The 24338-nt window shown below is 45.2% G+C and carries 22 protein-coding genes; 9 read left to right on the forward strand and 13 right to left on the reverse strand.

Features of this window, described 5'->3' with window-relative positions; genetic code table 11:
- The first annotated feature begins 10 nt into the window (after window positions 1-10).
- Window positions 11-1156: a glycerate kinase family protein gene (locus NLX82_RS13535; RefSeq protein WP_069080558.1), complete on the forward strand. Its 1146-nt coding sequence runs from the start codon at window positions 11-13 to the stop codon at window positions 1154-1156.
- Window positions 1157-1294: 138 nt separating this feature from the next.
- Here NLX82_RS13535 and NLX82_RS13540 read toward each other — a convergent pair whose 3' ends face one another.
- A complete protein-coding gene (locus NLX82_RS13540; RefSeq protein ID WP_028540929.1) occupies window positions 1295-2335 on the reverse strand; it encodes a CdaR family transcriptional regulator in 1041 nt (346 codons plus the stop codon).
- Window positions 2336-2705: 370 nt separating this feature from the next.
- Here NLX82_RS13540 and NLX82_RS13545 point away from each other — a divergent pair, with 370 nt between their 5' ends.
- Window positions 2706-3800, forward strand: coding sequence for a DUF2920 family protein (locus tag NLX82_RS13545; RefSeq protein ID WP_254348295.1), 1095 nt, complete (start codon window positions 2706-2708; stop codon window positions 3798-3800).
- 145 nt (window positions 3801-3945) lie between these two features.
- Here the strand turns inward: NLX82_RS13545 and NLX82_RS13550 are convergent, their stop codons facing one another.
- The 4 genes from NLX82_RS13550 to NLX82_RS13565 form a co-directional block, all read right to left on the reverse strand.
- On the reverse strand, window positions 3946-5067 hold the full coding sequence (locus NLX82_RS13550; protein WP_023991053.1) for an RDD family protein: 1122 nt from the start codon (window positions 5065-5067) through the stop codon (window positions 3946-3948).
- Between the two features lie 349 nt (window positions 5068-5416).
- Window positions 5417-6292: a GNAT family N-acetyltransferase gene (locus NLX82_RS13555; protein WP_053326457.1), complete on the reverse strand. Its 876-nt coding sequence runs from the start codon at window positions 6290-6292 to the stop codon at window positions 5417-5419.
- An 89-nt stretch (window positions 6293-6381) separates the two neighbouring features.
- A complete protein-coding gene (locus NLX82_RS13560; RefSeq protein ID WP_023991051.1) occupies window positions 6382-6852 on the reverse strand; it encodes a MerR family transcriptional regulator in 471 nt (156 codons plus the stop codon).
- A complete protein-coding gene (locus NLX82_RS13565) occupies window positions 6846-7574 on the reverse strand; it encodes an SDR family oxidoreductase (RefSeq protein ID WP_023991050.1) in 729 nt (242 codons plus the stop codon). The genes NLX82_RS13560 and NLX82_RS13565 overlap by 7 nt, the downstream gene beginning before the upstream one ends.
- A gap of 150 nt (window positions 7575-7724) precedes the next feature.
- On the opposite strand from NLX82_RS13565, the gene NLX82_RS13570 reads away from it, so the two are divergent.
- Complete coding sequence (locus NLX82_RS13570) at window positions 7725-9677, forward strand: BglG family transcription antiterminator (RefSeq protein ID WP_028540925.1); 1953 nt, start codon at window positions 7725-7727, stop codon at window positions 9675-9677.
- Window positions 9678-9842: 165 nt separating this feature from the next.
- A complete protein-coding gene (locus NLX82_RS13575) occupies window positions 9843-11849 on the forward strand; it encodes a PTS fructose transporter subunit IIABC (protein WP_053326456.1) in 2007 nt (668 codons plus the stop codon).
- Between the two features lie 88 nt (window positions 11850-11937).
- Here NLX82_RS13575 and NLX82_RS13580 read toward each other — a convergent pair whose 3' ends face one another.
- Window positions 11938-12837 carry a DMT family transporter gene (locus NLX82_RS13580; RefSeq protein WP_209940689.1) on the reverse strand — a complete coding sequence of 300 codons (900 nt, stop codon included), beginning with the start codon at window positions 12835-12837 and terminating at the stop codon, window positions 11938-11940.
- 109 nt (window positions 12838-12946) lie between these two features.
- On the opposite strand from NLX82_RS13580, the gene pdxR reads away from it, so the two are divergent.
- Window positions 12947-14320: a MocR-like pyridoxine biosynthesis transcription factor PdxR gene (gene pdxR / locus NLX82_RS13585; RefSeq protein ID WP_254348297.1), complete on the forward strand. Its 1374-nt coding sequence runs from the start codon at window positions 12947-12949 to the stop codon at window positions 14318-14320.
- A gap of 98 nt (window positions 14321-14418) precedes the next feature.
- Here pdxR and NLX82_RS13590 read toward each other — a convergent pair whose 3' ends face one another.
- Window positions 14419-15333, reverse strand: coding sequence for a phosphatidate cytidylyltransferase (locus NLX82_RS13590; RefSeq protein WP_254348299.1), 915 nt, complete (start codon window positions 15331-15333; stop codon window positions 14419-14421).
- A 95-nt stretch (window positions 15334-15428) separates the two neighbouring features.
- On the opposite strand from NLX82_RS13590, the gene NLX82_RS13595 reads away from it, so the two are divergent.
- Window positions 15429-15971 (forward strand): hypothetical protein, encoded by a 543-nt coding sequence (locus NLX82_RS13595; protein ID WP_023991046.1) that lies wholly within the window; start codon window positions 15429-15431, stop codon window positions 15969-15971.
- An 18-nt stretch (window positions 15972-15989) separates the two neighbouring features.
- On the opposite strand, the gene NLX82_RS13600 is transcribed toward NLX82_RS13595, so the two are convergent.
- Window positions 15990-16880, reverse strand: a complete 891-nt coding sequence (locus NLX82_RS13600) for a diacylglycerol/lipid kinase family protein (RefSeq protein WP_075155097.1) — start codon at window positions 16878-16880, stop codon at window positions 15990-15992.
- A gap of 138 nt (window positions 16881-17018) precedes the next feature.
- On the opposite strand from NLX82_RS13600, the gene NLX82_RS13605 reads away from it, so the two are divergent.
- Both NLX82_RS13605 and NLX82_RS13610 read left to right on the forward strand, forming a co-directional pair.
- A complete protein-coding gene (locus NLX82_RS13605) occupies window positions 17019-17885 on the forward strand; it encodes an SDR family oxidoreductase (protein WP_023991044.1) in 867 nt (288 codons plus the stop codon).
- Window positions 17886-18146: 261 nt separating this feature from the next.
- Window positions 18147-18485 (forward strand): zinc ribbon domain-containing protein YjdM, encoded by a 339-nt coding sequence (locus NLX82_RS13610; protein ID WP_013312677.1) that lies wholly within the window; start codon window positions 18147-18149, stop codon window positions 18483-18485.
- Window positions 18486-18525: 40 nt separating this feature from the next.
- On the opposite strand, the gene NLX82_RS13615 is transcribed toward NLX82_RS13610, so the two are convergent.
- Window positions 18526-19281 (reverse strand): AIM24 family protein, encoded by a 756-nt coding sequence (locus NLX82_RS13615; protein ID WP_028540921.1) that lies wholly within the window; start codon window positions 19279-19281, stop codon window positions 18526-18528.
- Window positions 19282-19532: 251 nt separating this feature from the next.
- Between NLX82_RS13615 and NLX82_RS13620 the strand changes: the two genes are divergently transcribed.
- Window positions 19533-20585 carry an LLM class flavin-dependent oxidoreductase gene (locus tag NLX82_RS13620; RefSeq protein ID WP_053326455.1) on the forward strand — a complete coding sequence of 351 codons (1053 nt, stop codon included), beginning with the start codon at window positions 19533-19535 and terminating at the stop codon, window positions 20583-20585.
- A gap of 102 nt (window positions 20586-20687) precedes the next feature.
- On the opposite strand, the gene NLX82_RS13625 is transcribed toward NLX82_RS13620, so the two are convergent.
- From NLX82_RS13625 to NLX82_RS13640, 4 genes are all read right to left on the reverse strand, one after another.
- Window positions 20688-21197, reverse strand: coding sequence for a DUF1036 domain-containing protein (locus NLX82_RS13625; RefSeq protein WP_028540920.1), 510 nt, complete (start codon window positions 21195-21197; stop codon window positions 20688-20690).
- An 80-nt stretch (window positions 21198-21277) separates the two neighbouring features.
- On the reverse strand, window positions 21278-22786 hold the full coding sequence (locus tag NLX82_RS13630) for an aminotransferase class V-fold PLP-dependent enzyme (protein WP_076156713.1): 1509 nt from the start codon (window positions 22784-22786) through the stop codon (window positions 21278-21280).
- Window positions 22787-22920: 134 nt separating this feature from the next.
- Window positions 22921-23397, reverse strand: coding sequence for a DsrE/DsrF/DrsH-like family protein (locus NLX82_RS13635; protein ID WP_023991039.1), 477 nt, complete (start codon window positions 23395-23397; stop codon window positions 22921-22923).
- Window positions 23398-23520: 123 nt separating this feature from the next.
- A complete protein-coding gene (locus NLX82_RS13640; protein ID WP_254348306.1) occupies window positions 23521-24336 on the reverse strand; it encodes an NAD(P)H-binding protein in 816 nt (271 codons plus the stop codon).
- Between the last annotated feature and the right edge of the window lie 2 nt (window positions 24337-24338).

The raw sequence follows: 24338 nt of genomic DNA on the forward strand, positions 1-24338 counted from the left end.
GGGTGAGAAGATGAGAGAGAAAACGTTTGTTCTGGCACCAGATTCTTTTAAAGAAAGCATGACGGCTAAAGAAGTATGTATCGCGATGGAGAAAGGACTGCGCAAGGTCTATCCGGCGGCGAATTATGTCCACGTACCGATGTCGGACGGCGGTGAAGGAACGGTGCAGTCACTGGTGGATGCGACAGGCGGACAGATTCGTTATATCGAGGTGACAGGACCGCTTGGAGAACCTGTAACTGCTGCATACGGCCTGCTGGGAGACGGCACCACAGCGGCAATCGAGATGGCATCCGCCAGTGGAATCCATTTGGTGAACAAGGATAACAAAAACCCGTTAAAGACAACAACCTACGGAACAGGGGAGTTAATCCGTGAATGTCTGAACCAGGGAATTCGAAAAATTATCATCGGCATTGGTGGAAGCGCGACGAATGATGGCGGTACAGGAATGGCGGAAGCGCTGGGCGCCAGATTTCTGGATACAAAAGGCAATACTCTTCCGCGCGGCGGCGGTAGTCTGGGCGAGCTGGCCAGTGTTGATATTTCATCACTGGATGACCGCTTGCAGCAGGTACAATTAATTGTAGCCTGTGATGTGACAAATCCGCTGTGCGGAGAGCATGGGGCATCTCAAGTATTCGGGCCACAAAAAGGGGCAACTCCGGAAATGGTGCAGCAATTGGATGCCAATCTTGCTCATTACGCCGATGTGGTGAAGCAGCAGCTGGGCAAGGATGTGCGCGATCTCCCAGGCGCAGGCGCAGCAGGTGGATTGGGTGCGGGCTTATTAATTTTCACTCAGGCGGCGCTGCAAAAAGGCATTGAAATTGTGATTGAATACACCGGTTTAAAACAAAAGCTCGCCACTGCCGATATCGTTTTGACGGGGGAAGGCGGTATTGATTTTCAGACCAAATTCGGTAAAACTCCTTATGGAGTAGCCCAGGCGGCAAAACAGTCTGGAAAAAAGGTCATTGCGGTCGCAGGTTATATCGGGGAAGGGATCGACACGTTGTACAAGGAAGGAATAGATGCGGTGTTCGGCATCGTACCGGGAGCCTCGGAGCTCGGTAAGCTGCTGGCCGAAGGGCCGCAAAACGTAGAGCGTACGTGCGAGAATATCGCAAGAGTACTTCAATTGAGCGAGAAATGAACAGATGGAGAAGCGGGTTTTAAACATAAAACGGCATCATACAAATACGATATAATACGAGCGCTCGCCTGAGAAATTTGGGAGACGGCGAGCGAAAATATGGTGTTACTGGCGCATGGTCTGGCGTGATACAGCAGTTCATTGATACAGTGCCAATAAGCCGTGCGTAAGCTCAAAAAGCTGAAGGAGATTCCGGGGATCTTTACCGGTTAAGGTATGAATGCGCTTCAGGCGGTATTGCAGCGTATTTCGGTGAATATTTAATTCATCTGCGGTAAAGGAGACACTGCCGTTATGGTTAATAAAGCTTCGCAGCGTATCCAGCAAATCCACAGTATCTTCCAACTTGCTAACCAGATAGATCGTGTTCGTCAGGTTCGTTTGACTCAATTTGACCAGAAATTCGACTTCCGCAAAAGAAATTTTTTGCACAGGCGGGCGCAAAGCCAGTAAAACATTCATAGCTGACTTGGCTTGCATATAAACATCCGCAATGTTGATCTCTTGTCTGCTGACCGTAACCAGCACATCGGGATGGCTGCGCACAAGTGGCTCTAGCAGTTTGTCTGTCGGCTCCTGATTTTGTATTAGGATGAGATAGCAGTCTTCCTCCATACGAAAGGATGGATGCTGCATAAATATATTGGACAACTCGGCTAAATGAGCTGGATCAGTAGGCAGGTACTTTACATATACAGCCGAAGTTTTTAGAAGCAAATCAATGTGATATTGGGCTGCTTCTTTTTTTATTTTTTGCGTGTAGGCTCCCTGATGATTTAACAGCATTTCCAGCACAGATTTTTTGCGATTGGCTTCGTGGGCCAGATGCTCCAAGGAGATCCGCTGTTCAATCAGGAGAGACACCGTAGTTTTAACAATATTGCAAAAAGGACGTACTTCATCGGGATTGCCTGAAATACCAATGACACCAACTAACTCATGATGAATGACAATCGGTTCATTGGTTCCCTTTTTCTCATAGTGGCCGTCCTGCCACACTTCAACCATTTTCCCAGTTTCGAGCGCCTGAACAGCTCCTTGGTGAATGGTTCCGATTCGTTCACTCTCGCCGCTGCCAATGATGATGCCTCGTTCATTCATAATATTGATATTGTATGGAATATCCTTCATCATTTTGTCTACGATGTCTTGGGCTTGTTTTTCGGAGAGCTGAAACAAATCAGGATTCCTCCTTTATCTATAGTGATATAGTGTATTTTAATGTACTACCTTTGTGAAAGGGTTTCCAATTTATTGTGCATCTGAACAATATGATAAGGCAGGTCGCCGAGCATGTCAGTCAATTTTATCATAGGAATGCAACCGTTTCGCAATTGGCTGGTTGCATAGCGTTTAGACCTTTTGATCATGAGATCTGTGAGATGGAACGATTATTTGTAGTGCGGTTCAGGCCTTTAAAAAATTAGATTTAATGAAATCGCTGTGTATTACGATAAATCTATTAGAGGATGTCATTAAATAAACATCCTCTCTGTTTTTTAATCATAGTAATGGAAAAAGAGACTGAATATTATTTAGGAGGAAATTCATGTCAGAACAGCATAGTTTTAATATTCCAGCTCATTATAATATATACACGGGGAACTCTAATCGAGAGTTACGAATAGACTATTCTATTCCACAAAACGGAGTTACTGAAAGTACAGGATTGATTATTTTTGTACCCGGGTTCGGAGGTAATATTGATTCCAAAGTTTATGCGAAAATGAGAAAAGTATTTGCGGATAAATATAATATGGTAACGATTCAGTGTGATTATTTTGGTAGTACATTTATGCAATCATCAGCTGATCGTTTCAGGTTGAAAAATCCCGAAATTCTTCAGTCCATTCTTACAGTAGATGAATTGGAGAAAATGAATAAAGACTCTTCTATTTTATTAAGCATATTGTCTGAAAAAAACATTTTACTTCCTGTGATTGCTAATATAGATGAAAGTATAGAGGAATTTAATGATATGAGCTATATGCAGGCAATAGATATCATTAGTTCTGTAGAGGCAGTTAAAACCATATTGAAGGGAAATAATCTGATATTTAATCCCGCGAGAATAATTGGGTATGGACATTCTCATGGGGCATATTTATTGCACTTAAGTAATAGGCTAGCACCTAATTTATTTTCATATTTGGTAGACAACTCAGCTTGGATAGAGCCAGCGTTTTTATCAAATAATAGGTTTTTGTATGGAAAGGTAGGAAATGCAACATTTGATATTGAATTCGACTATATTGCTAAAAAAATAATACCCAATAGACTAGATTTAAACTTAGAAACATTGTATAAAGATTTTCATGGAAATACACAGGTTTTATCTTTCCAAGGAGATAATGATGATCTAGTTAATCATTTAGAAAAAAAACGTATAGTAGAGACGATCAATAATTCAGATTTTATACTTGTCAAACAGGAAGATGTAGATCATGTCAAATATAAATCGAATAGTCATGGTTTAGATGCTGATTTTTTAGAGCTTTTTTCCTTTGCACTAGAATTAGAACGTCCAACAAAAGAAACCCCAGTAAAAGAATTGATATATATAATAGATTTTGAAAGTGTACTTATAGAAGTTGATTATACTAACGGATTACCAATATTTAATTTTAATTTTAATTTTAAGTGATAGAAATCTCATTTCAGCACACTACGCTTTTTAGATTTTCCTATGTGAGTTTTAAGGTATCATTGAAATATATACCCAAAAAGCAGGCTACTCTGAAGAGTTCCTGCTTTTCGAGTCTGTTCCTATCCTTCACCAGCCACGCTGTCTAATGACGGACCTCGCGGAAGCTGTAGATAATATCATGTAGCTCTTTCTTAAAACGACTATATTTAGATGCGGGCGTATATCCGAGCACCTGATAATAATCATTTTCGGTCTCAATAATCGCCACATGGGTGACATAATGGTTCACATCTTTTTGTCCTTTAATCGTAAACTCAATGGCAGGATATCCATGAATCGTTGTGTTAGATGAAGGTCCTACAGTAGAGAGATTAAACTCTTTGGTCATGTTGTATTGAATTTTCTTTGTGTAGTGCTGGAGAGTTACATTGCCCAATTCCTTTTTCGAATTGGATACTACCGCAACGGACTTTTGAATGTACGGATTAAATATCGCAATCTCTGCTTTTCCTTCACGGTCCGGGTCTGTTGACCAGTCCAGCGGGGCCGTGATTTGAAATCGTCCATCTTTACTTACATAGCTTTGCTCTTTCTTGCTCACTGGAGCTTCAGGAGGTACGTAACTGTCTGCAAGTATAAAAATAGCATTTACAAACGAGGCTCCCAAGATCACCATTGCAGTAAAAAATATAAAGAGCGAACGTTTCATTGTCTTTTTGTTAATCGGCTCTAAATCCCGTACCTTTACAACATATGTACCTGCAGCTAAATCACCAATTCGTTGTCTTGATGCAGTTACTAACACACTGATACCAGCAGGTATCCCACCCATTAGCAACGGATTGGTGTCTATGAGTCTGAGCAGCGTACGAATGAGTGATTTAAGAAAACCAGGAGGCTTTCCTTCCCCGTTAACCACCTTAATACGAAAAACGAACTTACCCAGCGTATAGCCTGTGTAACCTTCCAAAAGCAAATAATAGCTGAAGAAAGCAATAAGCAGAATACAACGGGTTGCAATCGCTAAAGGCAAAAACCATCTGTCCGTTATTTGAATGACAGAAATAAAAAAACAAATATACCCGATTACAAAAAATATGCAATCAAAAACTGTTGCTCCCCACCGTCTAAACAGAGTAGAATTCCCGTATGTTTTTGATAACGCCGCCATCCTGTTTGGATCTACCCCATAATTTTGACCATGCTGAATGTACGTCTGTCTTGAAGTTTCCTGCGGATTGTGTGATATGTGCTGTTCGTCCAAAAAATACACCTCTTCTTAATAATTGAAAACACACTCCTTATATTAACGGTCATTTTACAATCCATGTTTAGGAAAACATTCTATAAACAAAGAAATTATTATAAATATCCCTTCCTCTCATTGAACCGCATTCAGGCGCTAGTAGAGCCAGAGAATGCACAATCCTTGCGGTTGCTTGAAAAAGCAGGCTTTCGGCAAGAAGGGCTCCTCTCCCAATATGAATTTACGTTAGGGAAATATGATGATCTTTACATGTGCGCATTGGTCAAATCAGAGTATATCAATCGTTCTCAGAAATGATAGATGTAGGTGAATCAAGCAGGGGGAGCATAGATAGGAAGAAGGTTGATCATTGTACAACATGATCGACCTTCAGCGGCATACCCATTTCATATTGCTCAATGGGGTCTTTCGAGAGACCTATTTTTTGGATAAAGCCTTCAAGAGAGTCATTGTCAGACAGACAGATGTACACCTTCTCAATCTTTTGGATCTCTGCTGCTCTATGAAGGAGGGCGCATCCTAATCCTTGGTTGCGATGCTTAGGATCGACCCAAAGAAAGTTGATTTTACCCTTAGCACTCATGCTCACCATGCCGAGGCACGTTTGATTTACTTCGTAGATGCCGAGAAAAGCTTCCTGTGTACTAGTGGCGTAATAAGGTGTGTCACTTTGCCAATGGATGTGGCAGTCGATAAGGGTCTTTCGAAAAGCTGCGATGTCATCAAATGTAACTTCCTTAAGAATATACGAAGATGAGAGGGCAGCGGGTGGGGTGGAGGGCAGAGTGCCGTTGTAGTATTTCAGCGTATAGCGTGGCTGATAGCCTTGCTTTTCATATAATTTGACGGCCCGATGATTATCCTTGATGACTTCGAGCCATAGCTGCTGGCAACCCGCGGAGATGGCTGTTTGTTTATGTAATTCCAGCAACTTGTTGCTAATCCCCTGACCACGGTAAGCCGGGGCGATGCATAGCGTGCCGCAACGCATGGTCTTGTACCCGTCGAACTGCCGGACACCGCCAAGAATTAAGCCGATCGGTTGATCCTCATCCATGGCAAGGAAAGAGTGATTCCGTGTATTACCCTCTGGACCAAAAAAACGTGCTGCGAAATCGTCCTGATCCGTGGTCAGACGAATGGAATAATCCGAGAACCCAAGCGAAAATGCTTGGAAAATGTGTTCCATACTGACGTCATTGCATCTCACATAGGTGATCACCGTTATTCCCCCTAGAAATTCATACTATATTTGGATTATAGGGAATTAAGGGAGCTCCATCAATCTCCCGCTGAAAATAAAAAAACCCCTTAAAAAAGGGGATTGGTGCTGGGTGTTGTAGGGTTGCAATTCGTGTCGCTAAGATCAGGATTGGTAGAGAGGTCACGATAATGGTTGAGCTTATATTCAATAATTTTTTGGGTTTCCATCAGTCTGGAAATTTCTTGTTGAATCTTCTGATTATGTTTCTCAAGTAAGGAGTGTCTGATCGGAATGGTGCTGTTGCCTTGCATCGAAAGTTCTCGATAATGCTTCATTTCCTCTATAGTCATTCCAGTAGCTTTTAATCGGGTTAAAAAGATAATCCCCAGAATCTGATCTCTACTGTAGAACCTGTGTCCGTTAGCCTTTCGTTCTGCATAAGGCAGCAAGCCAATTCGCTCATAATAGCGTATAGTATCTTCTGTTAAACCTGTTAGTTCTGCAGCTTGACTAATAGAGGTTATGGTCTCCGGAATTTCCTGCAAAGTATCCCACTCCTTAATTGTAACGATTACCAAGGCACTTCTCCATTCGAGTCGAAAAACCCTCCTGACGGCCCGTCATTATTTAAAGTGGCTAAACGAACAACGACAGCAGCAGCTTGTTGTACCGAACCCGGTCCTGTAAAGCCATTTAAGTCAGTGGCGGTAAAGCCAGGGTCAGCCGAATTAATTTTGAGAGGTGAGTCTTTGAATTCTTTGGCAAGGGTGACGGTGAACATATTAACCGCTGCCTTGCTGCTATTGTAGGCAAGCAAATTAAATTGTGCATGCTCATGCTCAGGATCGCCATTATAGGTTAACGAACCAAGGCCACTCGACAAGTTAACGATTCTACCACAAGGAGATTCTTGCAATAAAGGTAGCATGGCTTGCGTCACGGCGACCAAACCGAAAAAGTTCGTTTCATACGTTTCTCTTAAATCGTTCAAAGAGAACTGACTTGGAGGAGTGGCTCCTCCTAAAGATATGCCGGCATTGTTGATTAGTACATCAAGGGAACCGAATTCTTGTTTGATCTGTTGGACTGCGGAATCAATCGTACTTTGATTCGTCACGTCTAACAAAATCAATCGGGCTTCTACTCCCTCATTAGCCAACTTAGCCACCGCTTCCCGGCCGCTCTGCTCATTCCGTGAGCCAATCAGGATTGTAATACCCATCCCCCCCAATTGTCTGGCTGTTTCATACCCGATGCCTTTGTTGGCCCCAGTAATAAGAGCTGTTTTCCCAATAGTCATGAGCGATTCCTCTTTTCATTATTCTTGAATTTGGCGGCCACCATGCTTTAAATGTACTACTTGGAGTATACTTAAAGTCAACACAAAACCAGCAAAAATATAGCTCGAAATGCCCTGGACATTCTTTATTTTGGAAGATGGGAGAATGGAATGAATAAAAGGCAAATGGAAATTTTACGCATGTTGTTAACTGAACCGGACCGGTTGTGGTTAGCGCAGGATCTGGCGGATCTGACCGACTGCTCTGAAAAGACGATCCGCAACGATCTGAAAGTAATTGAAGATTATATCGTCAAGCATTCTGATGCCAATCTGGTGAGAAGGCCGGGACGCGGCATTTATCTGGAGATGGGTGAAGCGGATCAGAATGAATTGTTCCATCGACTGTATGCGGACGAGAGTACAGCCCAACATGAGTCGGATGAGGAAAGGGTGCTGCATCTCGCCTATCGGCTCTTGATGAATGCCAAGCCTGTGACCATCCAGGATCTAGCTTCACAGTATTATGTGAACAAGACGGTGATTCGTAGAGATATGGAGAAGATCGATGGCTGGCTGCACAGCTTTGATCTGGCCTTGATTACCAAGCAGCGCGTTGGATTGACCATTCAAGGCTCTGAGAAAAATAAGCGCATCGCTTTGGCGCGGATGAACCAGCTGATTGACAGTCCTGAGTTAACAGGACAGATGATGCGCAAACAGTTTGAATCGCACGAGATTACAACCATAAATCATGAATTAAAAGCATTTCAAAAACGCCATGAGCTCAGCTTTACTGACGAAGCTTTCGAAGCTCTAATGCTGCATATTCTCTTAATGGTCAAACGAACCAAGATGGGACAACCCATTTCGCTCTCCAAGCAGGACATTGCCTTTTTGCAGGAGAGACGCGAATTTACATGGGCTACGTCTTTTTTGCAGCAGTTGCAAAAGTTGTTTGCTGTGCCTTTTTCCAAGGAAGAGACGGCGTATTTAACTCTGCACCTGCTTAGTGGGAAGTTCCGTTACCAGCAGGAGGGAAGAACAGGAAAACAAGGTGAGCTGGCAGATAGTCACCCGCTTTTGCCTGAGTTGATTGAGCAGTTAGTTCGGCGGATGTCCGAGCTGAATATGATTGCCTTTTCCAAGGACAAGATGTTACTGAAAGGGTTGAATGTCCATTTATATACGACCCTGAACCGTCTTCAATATGGGTTGACCGTGTCCAATCCTATGCTGGCCGAGATCAAGAAGATGTACCCCTACATGTTCGACCGAGTTATTATTACACTGGAAGAGGTGGGGAAATGGATCCGGCTATCCTTCCCCGAGGAGGAAGCGGCGTATTTAACGCTGCATTTTCAGGCTTCTGTGGAGCGATTGCACCAGAAAGAGAGTCATCCCCAGAGAGCCATCATCGTGTGTCACATGGGCATCGGTATGTCCCAACTGCTACGCACCAAGGTGGAACGTAAATTTCCGGCTGTACATGTGGAGACAACCCTTTCCAAAGCAGAAGTCCAGGACTATCTGGCAGCCCAGGAGGTGGATCTCGTCATTACCACTGTAGATCTCCCAGAGATGAACATTCCGCACATTCTCGTCTCTCCCTTGCTGGATGTCAAGGACGAACGTCGACTGGAGCAAGTGATCCGACGACTGGATGAGCCGGAACATAGGGCAGCAGAAGAATCGGTATTTTTTAAATATACAACACCTTTTTTGGTCTTTCCCCAGCAGGAAGTGCAGCATCCGGAACAATTGATCTCCAAGCTGGCGCAAATACTGGAGGACAAAGGATATGTGGAGCCTGGTTATGTGGACAGCGTACTGGCGCGAGAAAAAATGTCGGCCACGACGATTGGGGGAGGCATAGCCATCCCGCATGGCGGTTCTGAGTGGATAAGGCAGTCCTCCATTGTAATCGCTACCTTGAAGCAGCCGCTTACCTGGGGAACCGAGAAAGTAGAGCTTGTGTTCTTGCTTGCGGTCAAACAGGATGGGCGGGAAGAAATGCGCCAGTTATTTAAGGAATTGTCCCTGATCAGTGAGCAGCCTGCTTTGGTTCATGCCTTATCTAAGGAGACCGATGCGATGAGATTATTAGGGAGAATGAAGGGATAAACTAAAAAAGCTGTGCTCTGGAACAGGACTTATAGATAAGTCCTGTTTTTTGCCGGTATAATTCCGTTTTTCCGAAAGTTCCGGTAAAAAGTTCGTCCGATAACAGCAAGATAGGCGTTTATACTATCAATGTAAGCGGAAACAACAGAGAGAAGGGGAATGACTATGAAGATATTGGCGATTACCTCATGTCCTAACGGAATTGCACATACGTATATGGCAGCTGAGAATCTGCAAAAGGCAGCAGCAAAGCTGGGCATTGAGATGAAGGTCGAGACACAAGGATCCATTGGAGTCGAAAATCAACTGACCGAGCAGGAGATCCGTGAGGCAGATGGCATTATTATTGCAGCGGATAAAACGGTAGTTAAAGACCGCTTCGTCGGCAAAAAACTGCTGGTCGTTGGCGTACAGGATGGGATTCGCCGTCCGGAAGAATTGATCCAGCGGGTGATGAAGGGGAATGTGCCTGTGTACCAGGCAGAGTCGCGTTCTGCCGAAAGTAGCTCACAGGAGAACAAGCCGAAACAAAATCCCATCTACCGCCACTTGATGAACGGTGTGTCCTATATGGTACCCTTCATCGTCATTGGAGGATTGCTTATTGCCATAGCGTTGACGATTGGCGGTGAGAAGACACCAGGCGGTTTGGTTATACCGGACGGTTCATTCTGGAAGACGGTTCAGGATATCGGCTCAGCTTCGTTTACCTTTATGATACCGATCCTCGCCGGATTTATCGCGATGAGTATTGCGGATAGACCGGGGCTTGCACCAGGTATGATTGGCGGATTCATTGCTGCGAACGGCAGCTTTTATGGAAGTGAGGCGGGGGCTGGATTTATCGGCGGGATTATCGCCGGTTTCCTGGCTGGTTATGTTGCACTTGGGATTCGGAAAATTAAAGTTGGCCGAGCATTACAGCCGATCATGCCTATTATAATTATCCCTGTATTGGCATCTTTAATTGTAGGATTAATCTTTGTCTTTGTGATTGGTGCTCCAGTCGCACAATTGTTTGAAGCTTTAACAGGTTGGCTTGCAGGTATGCAAGGTACAAGTTCAATTCTATTGGCATTGATTCTAGGTGCGATGATCTCCTTCGATATGGGTGGACCTGTGAACAAAGTCGCTTTCTTATTCGGTTCGGCTATGATCGGCGAAGGGAATTATGAAATTATGGGCCCGATCGCCGTTGCGATTTGTATCCCGCCAATTGGGATGGGACTTGCAGCGATGATCAACAAACGTAAATTTGCACCTGAAGAACGCGAGGCTGGGAAGGCAACATTCACGATGGGTTTGTTCGGTATTACCGAAGGTGCGATTCCATTCGCGGCGCAAGATCCACTGCGTGTTATTCCCAGTATCATGGTAGGGTCCATGGTCGGCTCTGTCATCGCCATGTTGGGAAATGTAGGTGATAAGGTAGCTCACGGTGGACCGATTGTAGCTGTACTTGGTGCAGTGGACCATGTGCTTATGTTCTTCATCGCCGTTATTGTCGGCGTAGCCGTATCGGTTGTCCTGGTAAGCTTGCTGAAAAAGGATATTGCAGCAACTGTAACTTCGGATGCTGCTGGGGAAGCGATGCCTGGACATTCCACCGCAGGGGCTGGACAATCTGCGATTACTACAAAGGCCGCTGCGGAGTCATCTGCATCAACAACTGTCACAAATAACGGGCCGGCCGTGTCTTCGCAAACCATTCACATTGAGAAACTGACGGATATTGTAACAATGGATCTGATTAATTTGGATCTGGAAGGAACGACACGAGATGCTGTGGTTGATGAAATGATCAGAGCACTTGAGAGAACTGGAGCCGTAAGCTCTGCCAGTGATTTCAAACAGGCGATATTAGCCAGAGAGGAAGAAGGCTCCACAGGCATTGGAATGAATATTGCCATTCCTCATGGCAAATCGGAAGCTGTCCTGAAACCAAGCGTGGTCTTCGGCATCAAGCAGGGCGGTGTTGACTGGAATAGTGCAGACGGAAGTGAAGCAAAACTGATCTTCATGATTGCCGTACCGCGCAACAGCAAGGAAAATGCGCATCTGAAAGTACTGCAGATGTTATCGCGTAAGCTGATGGATGATCATTTCAGAGAAGCGCTCCTGGCGGTTAAAACGAAGGAAGAAGCATATCAATTGCTGGATCAGGTGCATTAATTCCAAGCGATAAGAACTTGAATCAAAAAAAAGAGGCTCCCGAAGTTTCAGCCGGGAGCCTCTTTTCTTGAGAAGGTCTTTGCGTAAGTCAGCGGCGTTCACCGCGTGATATAAGTATGATGCCGAGAAATACAAAGCCTGCACCAGCCAGATGAGCCAATGAGAAGGATTCACGGAGGATGATATAGGACAGCAACAGTGTACTGACGGGAATACAACCCGTGTATACAGCTGCTGTACTAGCCGATACCCTTGACACGCCCCGAAACCATAATACGTAGGCTAATGCGGTGACAAAGATACCATAATATAAGACAAGCCCAATATCCCCTGCCCCAACGTGGTTAAAGTTGAACTGTTGGGCCTCCCCGAAGGAACAACCCAGAAACATAAGGAATGAAAAGAGTGTTATATACATAGTCCCAAGCAGGGAAGAGACATCGCTGGATAGCATCTTGCGTAATACCGTTAGTGCCGCTTCTCCGAACACAGCAGACAGAACAAGCAGCATGCCAATGAACGAGGTTGCGTTGGGAGCATTGAACCAGAGCGCCGATATGTGAGGCACTTGCAACGCCAAAACACCGAGCAGAGAACAGGCAATCCCGAGACCGGGGCGTAGCGTAATCTTTTCTCTCAGCAGTATATACGAAAGAAGTGCAACGATAGCTGGGGTCAAGCTTGTTAAAATTCCGCTTTCGGAAGCAGAGGCGTAGGCCAGCCCGTACAGCATTAGGACGCGGAAGAGAAACATGCCGATCAGGGCCTGAATGAACAGGATTAAGGCATCCCGTTTGCTGATCCTTAGTGAATATTTCTTGATGAATACAATGGGTACCAAGAACAGAAGGGCAACGGCCAGACTGGCAGATTGCGATAAAAAAACAGGCAGCCGCATCACGACCAGTTTACCGACTACTACAGAACTGCCGACAATGGAGGTTGCGATCACTAATTCCATGTAAGTCGAAAAGGTTGGTTTGTTCATTTCATCTCACCTCTTGTACAGATATTGATATATACTGTAGCAATAGAAACTGGGCACTTGTAGATCCAGTTGAAGAGGTTTTTGACAGTACCGCTTGAGGGGGCAACCTATGTGGTTATCTATCGATAAGAATGTGACAGTTCCGATGCTGCGTCAGGTGTATCAAGCGATACGGGACCGTATTTTAGCCGGAGAACTGCATGCAGGATATAAACTTCCTTCGACCCGGGTGCTGGCCTTACAGTTGAATGTTTCCCGGAATGTTATCCTCGAAGCTTATGAAATGCTGCTAGCCGAAGGCTTAGCCATTGCGCGCTCGGGTTCAGGTACCTATGTAGCCGAGGGGGCCGTTCTTCCAGGTTATGTATCCGCACCGCCTATCGAGGCGTCTGCGTCTGCAATGAATACTTCATATTCAAATGAGGAGTCGGTAATATCCTTCCGGACAGGCCTCCCCGCATTGGAATTGTTCCCGCGCAAATCATGGGCCGACTTGCTTCAGAGCGTATGCAAAGAGGCTCCTGATCTGGCACTGGGTTATGGCGACCCTGCTGGAGAGCCTGAGTTACGAAGGGAGCTGGCCGACTATTTGGTTCACACCAGAGGAGTGAAAGCCAGACCGGAACATATTGTAATCACTAGCGGAGCAGTACAAGCGATTCAGCTTGTCACCCGTCTGTTACTGTCAGCTGGAGACGAAGTTCTGGTAGAGGAACCGACAAATGAAGATTTAAAAAGCATTCTGTCGGCTACAGGGGCCACACTGCGGAGCATGCCTGTTGATGATTCGGGAGTTATAACAGCCGATCTGCCGCAAAAGAGACACCCCAAACTGGCATATCTGACACCCTCGCACCAGTTCCCGCTGGGGGGTATCTTGCCGATCCAAAGGCGGATCGAGCTTATTCAGTATGCAGCCCGGACAGGATGTCTTCTGCTCGAAGATGATTATGACAGTGAGTTCCGGTATGACGGGGCGCCCGTCCACTCTTTGCAGAGTCTGGACCCAGAACGGGTGCTATATGTCGGGACGTTTAGCAAAATTTTGTTCCCCGCACTGCGGATCGGCTATATTGTTCTTCCCCCGTCACGAGTCGCTGATTTTATCCGTTTAAAGCAACTGGCGGATTACCAGACAGCGAGCCTGGAGCAAATTGTGTTGAGTCGGTATATAAGGAAGCGACTCCTTCATAAGCATGTACATAAGATGAAAAAAGTGTACGCCAAGCGTCGTCAGGTCCTGCTTGATAGCCTGGAACAGCATTTTACAGGGCAATACCGGATATGTGGCCGATCGGCTGGTTTACATTTGGTAGCAGAGTTTCAGTTCCCACTCCGAGAGAATCTGCTAGAACATCTCCGTAGCGAAAATGTATTTGCGGCACAGCTCGAAGGGAATCGACTGCTAATGGGCTACGGGCATCTAAGGGAAAACGAAATTCGTGAAGGGGTTAGCAGGATTAGGAATGCCCTGCAACGGTAGTACACGCAAAAGCAGCCTATCCTTAAGTGAGGATAGGCTGCCCTTTTCATAGCAAGATATTGTGTTCCATGATCATCTAGGTTTGAGCCATGTAATCGCTACATAAAGTCAAAAAAATAACGGATTACGTGAAAAAAGACGGGCGAGGTGTAGGTCAAGCTATCCACCCGACTTAAATAGCTTTTTTTCAAAGCATCGAACTTGTCATCATCGCCGATTAATAAATCCCGCTTCAGCACGGAAACCGTTAAGCTACCGAAGAAACCGCTCAAGCTGATCAGCATGCCGAAAATAATTCCAAATTTCAGGTCAAACGGCGTCAGATAGGGATAGATAAGATAGGAAGCCGCTATGGTTACGGGAAAAGCGAATGCAAAGCCTTCCCAAGTTATATTGGGATTGGATGTCGGGACGATTTTCCGCTTTCCGAAATAGAGTGATGCTAGATAGTGTACGACATCATTGAGCTGCGTCAGTACCACTAGAAAAAGTACAAGTTTTGCTCCGTATTGCGGCGTAGCAAACTGAAAATAGGCCAGATGACTCAACCCGAAAACCATCAGCATGAGCCCCCATTGGGTCGAACTGACACTGCGCAAAAAACCAACCGTTCCTTTGTTGATCAATCGCGGGAGCGGTAGCAGTAAGAATACATAGATAGGGATAAAGACAATAAACATTCCGTACCACCCGATATAAATCCAATAAAATTGTACGGGAATCGTTAAGTACGCCCATAGAAACAATCTGCGATCAGCTTTTCTGGATCTAATCATGGAAAAGTATTCTTTTAGCGCAAAAAAGGTGAGTGCCATCAAGGAAAGCAGTGAAACGATCGGATTGAAAAGAGTTGCCAAGCAAAAGATAAAGAACATACCCCACCATGTCTTGATGCGAAGCCCAATAGCTGCATAGTCTTTGTCTGGCTGTGTTTTGACTACCACTATATAAATCAGATGGATGACCAATAAGGCTGCGAAAATAAGGATTAACGTTAATAGCGAACTGTCCATTACCACTCACCAACTTATCGCGAAATAGGATTCCATTAAGGTTCCTATGTTATTATGAAGGAATAATTCAAACTTGATAAGGGGAAATTTCGTAAATGGTAGCAGATCAATCCGTCTTTATCTTGCTTACGAATACGGGAACGTTTCTTACGAGAGTCATTAAAAGCTATACGAGAGCGCCATACAATCACGCCTCCATTTCCTTCAACCGGGAACTTTCGGAGTTATACAGCTTCGGGAGAAAGACCCCTAATAACCCTCTGGATGGTGGTTTCGTGAAAGAGGATATTAAGACAGGTACATACAGCAGATTTCCGAATACAACATGTGTTATCTACGAGCTTCAAGTAACCGACCGTGAAGTTGAAAAAATGAAGCGAGTTTTACATGTATTTATCCGAAGTCGTCAAAAATATATGTATAACTTACTGGGTTTGATTGGTATTGCACTCAAAGAACCAGTTGAGTTCAGTAATTCTTATTTTTGTTCGCAATTCGTTGCGGAAATTTTACAGCGATCCGGCATAAAAATATGGAACAAGTTGCCCGCTCTTGTTACGCCAGACGATTTTCGTCAAAGTGATCGATTCCATTTGATCTACGAGGGGAAATTGAGCGAGTATGATCCTCAAGCTTGAGGATCAGCACCGCATTACTTAAACCTCTTCCGGCACAATTACCTCAATATGACGCGGTAAAATACCAAGCTCGATAGGCAAAGACGGCCCTTCCTCACCATCTACATTCGTACTGACCGGTTCTGCAGAGCTGACACTTACATGCTTTGCGGTAAAGTAAACGATATCACTATGATCCTTCAGGTTGCCTAAAAATAAGGATATGCTGGCCGTCACGGTGTTCAATATATTGAGGTTTTTGAAAATAAAGCAGTGAAGCAGACCATCGTCAACAGCCGCATCGGGCGCCAGTTTCTCGAATCCGCCAACTGAATTGGTCAAAGTAGCCAAAAAGAGTGGGGATTTTCCTTCCCAGATATTGTCATCGTAGCGGACGATAAGTGAGTGGGCAGGATGGCTGATAAGCTCTTTCATGCCTTCTTTGAAGTAGGCAAACGTGCCAAACATGGATTTATCGTCTGATGATACAGCTGATAGCGATTCAGCAAGCGAACCTGTGGCAACAACATTGGCAAACATTCGGCCGTTTAAGAGACCCATATCTACGTTTTTCACGCGGGTAGAAGTCAGTGTACGGATCGCCAGCTCGGGACTTAGCGGAATTTGCAAGGCACGGGCAAAATCATTGACTGTCCCCAGGGGAATGACACCCAGTCTTGGACGATGGTCTTGATCAATGAAACCGTTGATTGTTTCGTGAAGTGTGCCATCCCCGCCGATGGAAACGACTAGGTCACAAGCTTCCTCACACGCATTGACGCAAAAACGAGTGGCGTCCAGTTCCTTTGCCGTCTCTTTAACCGTAACAACGTATCCTTGATCACGTAGAATTTCTTCTACGCTTCTGACATGTTGGAGGGATTCCTCTTTGCCGGAAGAGGGATTTACAATAATCATAGCTTTCTTCATATACATGTTCCTTTCTCTGGGGAAAGTCTGGGTTACCAACTCTTACCCGAAAAGCAGACCTTTAGACTCTAGATTAGACATGTGTTATATTTTTAGTTACTATATAAAAGTGAATACAATTTGAATGGAGGATTTCATATGAAAATTGCATTAACAGGAGCAACGGGGCAACTGGGTTCCATCGTGGTAGATACGTTGCTTACATCTGTCTCCGCAAACGATCTTATTGTTAGCGTAAGAAATCCAGAAAAAGCAGAGAACTTACGGTCTCGTGGTGTTGACGTTCGTCATGGCGATTTTGATAAACCGGAGACGCTGGATCAGGCGTTTGCTGGAGTAGATCGACTGCTGATTATATCCGCAGACGGGGATAATGATACTAGAATCCGTCAGCATAAAGCAGCTGTTGATGCTGCTGTGCGTGCTGGAGTAGGCTTCATCGTTTATACTAGCGCTGCCAATGCCGCTGACAGCACTCTATTCCTTGCGCCCGTACATCGTATCACGGAGGAGTTCATTCGAGAGTCAGGTATTCCTTACTCCTTCTTGCGTAATAATTGGTATCTGGAGAATGAGGCAGGCACGATCCAATCCGTACTCGCGGGGGCTCCTTGGCTAACCTCGGCAGGGTCCGGTAAAGTAGGTTGGGCTACCCGCGCAGATTATGCGCAAGCAGCTGCAACCGTTTTGTCTGGCGAAGGGCATGAGAATACAATATACGAGCTCTCCGGTAAGCCGATTACCCAAGAAGAGTTTGCAGCGGTACTTGCTGAGGTTCTGGGCAAAGACGTTCCTGTACAGCAGGTGGATGATGCTACGTATGCCGAGGTTATGCTCGGTGCGGGAGTCCCGGAAGGTGCCATCCCTATTGTGGTCGGTATTCAACAAGCAATTCGTGAAGGAGCCTTGGATGTCGTAAGCAACGACTTCGAGAAGCTGTTGAAACGCCCCCTTACGCCGCTTAGTCAAGGAATTAGTGAACTGATCAAGCAAACCCAAGCATAATAAACGTGCCGTAAAAAAGGATGCTGCCTAGGAAGACAGCATCCTTTTTAATTACATGTTTACCTCTCGGCATTTTCAGCAGACAGAACGCTTACATATAAGATACAACAATACTCAGATTAGTTTCATCGATGAGTGGAATCGTGACGGATTATCCAATATACTTGTAGGGAACTCCAAGGAAGACTTGGAGCAAGCTTGGTCTATCAAGGAAGCTTAGCATAGCAGTAGAATTTGAAAATGAATGGAGTACATAATACCATGTCTAATTTACCAAATTGTCCTGAATGTAATTCAGAGTACACTTATGAGGATCGCAGTCTTTTCATTTGCCCGGAATGCGCTCATGAGTGGTCTACCGAGTCAGAAGCAAGCAGTGAAGACGTAAAGGTTGTTAAAGATGCGAATGGTAACATCCTGCAGGATGGTGACTCTGTAACTGTCATTAAAGACCTTAAAGTGAAGGGAAGCTCATCCGTCTTGAAAATCGGCACCAAAGTAAAAAACATCCGTCTGGTGGATGGCGATCACGATATTGACTGCAAAATTGATGGTTTTGGAGCAATGAAGCTAAAATCGGAGTTTGTAAAAAAGAATTAAAATGTAAGAAAGGAGAAGCCGAGGGCTTCTCCTTTTTTATTTACAATGGTGCTAACCATACGGTTCCCGTTCCCCTGTACACATTTACCAGCCCTTCGCCGGAAGCAGCCGAGCCCATTTTGGTTTTCCCGGATTTTTCGACGGTGAACTGTAAGGTATTGGACCACATGAGGGCAAAGTTACCATCCACCTTCAGCACATCATTTTGCAATTCTATAACGACCGCTTCCTCAGAAGGGATTGGAGCTTGAAGTGCCAGAACTCCTTTTCCGCGGGCGCTTAAATTAAATAACCCTTCTCCACCCAGTGCAGCAGAGGAAAGATTACTACGTGCAACGACGGAAATGTCCAGCGTCGTGTCACAAGCCAAAAACAAGCCGTCTTCGATGGCAATATCATCATTGTCGACATCAATAAGCCAAATATATTGGTAAGTAGGCTCCAGCATAATGGTACCCGTGCCTCTATAGTGTGGTTTAATGGCACCTGTTCCCGTTACAGCACCGGACACCAAGTTTCGCATTAAGCCTCCAACGCCTTTTACACCAGTAGTCATTTCCATGCTACCCACAGTATATTGCATGGCTCCCGCCTTCATCATAATCTCGCTATTGTTGATTTCGATCATGAGCTGTTTGCGGCGCATATTACTTTTGCTCATATAGTAATTGTCTTTCGCAGCCATAACCGAGGTAGAACTCAAATCTGTTATGTATTCTAGTACCGTAAATCCACCTAATTGGTCAGTCATGGCAACATTGCTGTTATCCTTTAAATTGTTAATGACAAAAGCCATAAATGTATGTGCCTCCTTGTTGTATTCATGTTGTGGGGATGGGAATCTTCTTTATTCCATAAAATATTCGACAAAGAGACTTCTTTTCCTGCGGCGAATCTGGACACTTCCCTTGGCTGGTTTTCAGACTCAAAAAAGGAGAGCTTGAAAAAGATGTGAAAAAGGTTCAATATAAAGATATCGGTTTTTAAAATGATTGGCTTCGAAAGCAGTCGTATGAGAATGAGGCATGAAAATAGGGGGGAGAACAAGTGGAGATAGGTATAAGCACATTTGTAGAAACAACGCCGGATACCCAAACGGGTGAGGTTATCAGTCATGCACAACGAATACGTGAAGTGGTCGAGGAGATTGTGCTTGCAGATCAGGTAGGGCTGGATGTGTACGGCGTGGGGGAGCATCATCGTAAAGATTATGCGGCATCTGCTCCGGCTGTTATCCTCGCTGCTGCAGCAGCACAGACCCAACGAATTCGGTTAACCAGTGCAGTTACGGTGCTTTCATCGGATGATCCCGTACGTGTGTTTCAAGATTTTGCTACACTGGACGGTATTTCGAATGGACGAGCTGAGATTATGGCAGGCCGGGGCTCTTTTATCGAATCGTTTCCGTTATTTGGGTATGATTTGGATAACTACGATGAATTATTCGATGAAAAGCTGGAGCTGTTATTGAAAATACGAGAATCCGAGAAAGTTACCTGGAAAGGCGGACATCGGCCGGCAATCAACAATTTGGGTGTGTATCCGCGTCCAGTTCAAAATCCTTTGCCCGTATGGATTGGGAGTGGGGGCAATCAGGAATCTGTGGTTCGTGCAGGCTTGCTCGGGTTGCCGCTGGTTCTGGCGATTATTGGGGGTAGCCCTGTACAGTTTGCCCCGTTGGTGGAACTGTATAAAAAAGCCGCTAGGCATGCTGGTCATGATGCATCGCTGCTTCCGGTTGCATCACACTCGCATGGTTTTATCGCAGAGACTACTGAGCTGGCAGCGGATAAGTTCTTCCCTTCCACTCAGCAGAGCATGAATGTGCTTGGGCGTGAACGTGGTTGGGGCCCTTACACTCGTTCCAGCTTCGATGCCGCACGCAGCTTTGAAGGAGCGTTGTATGTAGGCGATCCCGATACGGTTGCCAAGAAAATCATTCATCTGCGTAAACAGGTAGGCATTACACGTTTTTTGTTGCACGTGCCCGTCGGTACGATGCCGCATGATGATGTCATGAGAGCTATTGAGCTATTGGGAACAGAGGTAGCACCACGGGTTCGTAAAGAGATATCCAAGTGGGAATCCGAGAGTAAATAAGCGGTTACCTCATAGATAAAAGAGAAAGGAGCAGGCCATGGGGGTGAGGTCGCTCCTTTTTTGGGTTCTAAAAAACTATATGCGAGCTGATCAGATCATTTTTTATTTGGTCCGTTTTTTATGCGCAATACGTTTTTGCAATAAAGTTTTGCCTTGTTTTAGTCTCTTAGGTGTTGCAGGAACTCTGCGCAAAATAGGTTTCTCTTGGGTTGCTTTGGAAGGCAATGTCATGCGGAGTGTGGATGATGCAGGTTTTCTTTGACTGCTGCTCGTTACAAAGTTGATGGTGTAGTCCAAGACGAACGGACTAACTGCGATTCTCCGCAGTCCCACGCTTCTACAAGTGGTACAGCCTGTATCCCAGCACCAATTGAAGGCATTTTCAGGAACTTGAGTGAAATATGAACCCCGCCATTCGCGTCCAAAATCATCTTCAGCGTAATAAAAGAACGTATTACCTCCTGCGAAGCCGCTCCAAACCTGAATAGTCTGTCCGGGGTTAACACGGTACCAGCCTGCTTTAGAGTAGTTAACAGGAGTACAGCTGAAGTCCGGGTAGGCAAAGACTACAAAGATAGCTGCACTAGTACTGTTGCGAAAATTGAGCCCCATTGTCGTCACTTCTTTCCTCATATAGTAATTTACAGTGTATCCTATGAGAATTTTGAAAGAAGGGAACGGATAGGAGTCTCTTAATCGCTGAAATTGAACCATTTGCTGATGTCTATTTTGTGATGTTCATGCATAGATCGCCATTCGTTTGATTCTGGTTGATAGGTATAATCTTTTTGCCAGGTCATGATGTTTTCCACGATTGCCCGTATGGAAGAGGCGATATAGGAGACTTCCTGATTCGTCATCATGGGATGGAGCGACAGACGCACCCAGCCCGGTTTTCGAGATAAGTCTCCCGCATGGATCAGGTCTGTCATTTGTTTAGATGTTTGCTGGTCGATGCCCAGCAAATAATGTCCGTAGGGGCCTGCACAAGAGCATCCGCCCCGGACCTGAATGCCAAACCGATCATTCAATAGTTTCACAATCAGGTTATAGTGAATATGGCCGACAACGAAAGAAACGATTCCCAATCGTTCTTGGCTGCCTCCTCCTAAAATGTGTAGCCCTGGTATGGTACTCAAGCTCTTTAGTAATAGAGATGTCAGTTCCTTTTTGCGCTCCAACAGACGCTTCTGTCCCATCTGTTCTTTTAGCCGAATGCAGAGCGCGGTTCGAGTGGCTTGTAGAAAGGCAGGCGTCCCTCCATCCTCACGGGCTTCAATATTATCTTTATACTCGTATCCACCCCAAGGATTGGTCCAGTTAACTGTGCCCCCTCCGGGCTGATCTGGAGCACAATGGAGGCACAGCCTCGAATCCATAATTAAAACGCCGCTTGTACCGGGTCCCCCAAGAAATTTGTGGGGTGAAAATACAATCCCGTCCAGTTTCTCAAGGGGATCTGTACGGTGCATGTTGATCTCGGCGTAAGGTGCGCTTGCCGAAAAATCAACGAAACAAACGCCACCATGTTCGTGCATTTTGCGGGCTAGCTGGTAAATCGGCACTTCGAACCCTGTAACATTGGAGCAAGCGGTAAAGGCGCCGATTTTGATAGGGCGATGCTGGAATTGAAGCAGCAGTCGTTCGAGATGAGTTGGATCGACAATTCCGCCGGGACCCGGAGGAAGACACACAACGTCTCCAATGGTTTCTGCCCAGGAAATATGATTGGAGTGGTGCTCCATGTGTGTAACGAAAATAACGGGACGTTCTTTTTCGGCGATGGGGTAGAGGGGCTTTAATTTTTCATGTATTTTCAATCCTAGCAGTCGCTGAAGCTTATTCACTGCACCTGTCATACCGGACCCGGCAAACAGGATGATATCATGTTCATTGGCATGAACGTGGCTTTTAATGATTTGTTTCGCTTCTTCATAGGCTTGGGTCATCAGAGTTCCTGTCAAATTAGACTCCGTATGCGTGTTCGCCACAAAAGGGCCTAATTCATTAGCTATTTTCGACTCGATGGGTCCATACAGACGGCCGCTGGCTGCCCAATCCGCATAAATCAGCTTTTTTTGCCCATATGGAGATTCAAAGGTCTGGTGATATCCGATTGTACTTTCACGATACCTTTGGAAATAAGCCTCGTTAGAAGGCTGATACCTACAATTACTGCTTCCAATTCGAGCCATGAGCATACGGCGCCTCCCAAGTCGTTCTGTCTTCTTAGGGTACGTAGGTAGGCCCGAATAGGTTAAAAAAAATAGGCGAGTGTCATCATTTAGTCACAATAAAAGCCTCATCCAACAGCCGGATAAGGCGCAAGTCTATCTTATATAAACAACTGCATATCGGATTCGAGCGCATCTTTTAAATACGTTTTGGCCTCGATAATTTCCAGTTCAGGTATAAATTCTTCCGGTTTAAAGCCCATAATATCGACCGATAGCTTACAGGCATAAAATTTCACATTTTTCTTCCGTGCTCCTTTCAAGAAATGAATGAGCTTCGGGGCTTCGTTATCTTCGATCATTTCCGTCAGCATCAGCTTGCCAAGGCCGCTAAAATTCATTTTGGATAATGGCAACTCTTCGGGTCCTTTTGGAGTCATCCAGCCCATGATTTTTTCATAAATCGTCTTGTCCTCAAACGTCATCTTGTCAGGATCACGAACCAGAAATAGTCCCCAGAACGCAAAAAACATCGTCACGTCCACGTCCAATTCCCGCGCTGTATTTGCCAGAATCAGTCCAGCCATTGCCTTATCATAATCGCCGCTGAACATAAGCAGATTCATCCTTTTATCCACAATTCCCGCCTCCATTACCAACAGATATATTCAGTATGGATTTGGGAATGAGAAGTATGCCCAGTTCACATATCGCTCACAATTTATGGAGTGGGTGTTGGCAAGAATTTTTAGCGTTGTTTTTCATGTGGAGATAAAGGGCCGGATGCTTTCTTTCAGTGAAGTGAGCGGACCACTGATCAACTGTTCCAATTCATCCGACGTGGAGCGCGTATCTATTTTGCCCAAAAACCCAAATATCCAATTTTTGATTTGGGGATCATGACGGAGGGAGATGGATCTGCCTGTAAGCTCGGTCAAAGCTGCTGTCAAATCTGAAAAGGTCCAGGGACTGGAGGAGACGAATTCATATTTCTTATTCTTATGGCGGTCTGGACCGGATAGCACTGCTGCGATCCCTCTGGCAAGATCCCAACGCGTGACGGTGTTAAATTTCCACTCTCCAGGGTAAATATCGAGTGCGCCCTTCGCTATGGCGGCGTTCAGGTCGAGAGTTTTGACAAAATCGGTATATAATGCATTCCGTAGAAAAGTGTAAGGAATTCCGGTGGTGCAAATGGCGTGTTCTGTAGCCAAATGCAGATTGGAGAGGGGGATAGAGCTGGCTTCAGAAAAGGCAAAGCTGGTGTATAAAATGTGTTCTACTTTACATTTTTTAGCTACTTCTATGATATGAGTATGTTGACGAATACGAATCGTATCGTCGGGATGTGAACTTGAAATCAACAACAGTTGGGAAGCACCCGCGAATGCTTGCTCAAGCGAATCGGGTTGATCGTAGTCACCTAATCGTACTGTAATTCCCTGTGCCTCATAGTGTTTTCCGGTTTCAAGGTGGCGAACACAAGCGGTAATTTCATGAGGTGAGACTTTTTGAAGGAGCTGTTGTATGATTAGGCTCCCCAATTGACCATTGGCTCCAGTAATAACGATCGACATGG

Origin of the sequence: Paenibacillus sp. A3M_27_13, assembly GCF_024213315.1 — a bacterium.
Classification (GTDB): Bacteria; Bacillota; Bacilli; order Paenibacillales; family Paenibacillaceae; genus Paenibacillus; species Paenibacillus polymyxa_B.